The sequence below is a fragment of the Proteus sp. fly-1067 genome (assembly GCF_040139345.1).
Classification (GTDB): domain Bacteria; phylum Pseudomonadota; class Gammaproteobacteria; order Enterobacterales; family Enterobacteriaceae; genus Proteus; species Proteus vulgaris_B.
Map to the genome: position 1 here is coordinate 1 of NZ_JBEEUL010000050.1, position 990 is coordinate 990.

At 42.8% G+C, this 990-nt stretch carries 1 protein-coding gene; it reads left to right on the plus strand.

Translation table 11 applies throughout. From position 1 onward, the window contains the following. Window positions 1-44: 44 nt before the first annotated feature. The coding region (gene bamA / locus ABN217_RS18990; protein WP_349459816.1) for an outer membrane protein assembly factor BamA at window positions 45-990 on the plus strand (946 nt) is incomplete at its 3' end.

Genomic DNA, 990 nt, shown 5'->3' on the forward strand with positions numbered 1-990 from the left:
CTAACAAGTAAGCCGGGGACCAGTAAGGAATACGCATAACAACGATGGCGATGAAAAAGTTGCTCATAGCGTCGCTGCTTTTCGGCAGCGCCACTGCATACGGTTCAGACGGATTCGTAGTTAAAGACATTCGTTTCGAAGGTCTACAACGCGTCGCCGTTGGTGCAGCATTATTGAACATGCCTGTAAGGGTAGGTGACTCGATTGATAACGATGATATTAGTCGTTCAATTCGATCTCTATTCTCTACCGGTAACTTCGAAGATGTTAGGGTCCTGCGTGATGGAAACACGCTGATCGTTCAAGTTAAAGAGCGGCCAACCATCGCGAGTATCACTTTTACAGGTAACAAATCTGTTAAAGACGATATGCTCAAACAAAACTTGGAAGCATCAAATATTCGTGTTGGTGAAGCCCTTGACCGCACGACAATCCCGAACATAGAGAAAGGTCTAGAAGACTTTTACTATAGTGTTGGTAAATACAACGTGACAGTAAAAGCCGTTGCTACACCACTGCCTCGTAATCGTGTTGATTTAAAATTTGTATTCTCTGAAGGCGTTTCTGCAAAAATCCAGCAGATCAACGTGGTCGGAAATAAAAATTACACGACAGCGGAATTGGTCAATAAATTCCAATTACGCGATGATGTGCCATGGTGGAACTTAGCAGCAGACCAAAAATATCAGAAACAAAAACTGGCTGGTGATTTAGAAACCCTCCGCAGCTTCTATCTTGACCGAGGTTATGCTCGCTTCAATATTGATTCCACTCAGGTCAGTTTGACGCCAGATAAAAAAGATATCTACATTACGATTAATGTGACGGAAGGCGATCAATATAAGATCTCCGGCGTTGAGGTTAATGGTAATACGGCAGATCATCTCACAGAAATTCAAGAACTCATTACCATTACTCCGGGTGAGCTGTATAACGGTACCCAAGTAACGGGTATGGAAAACAAAATTAAAGACCTTCTTGGTCGATATG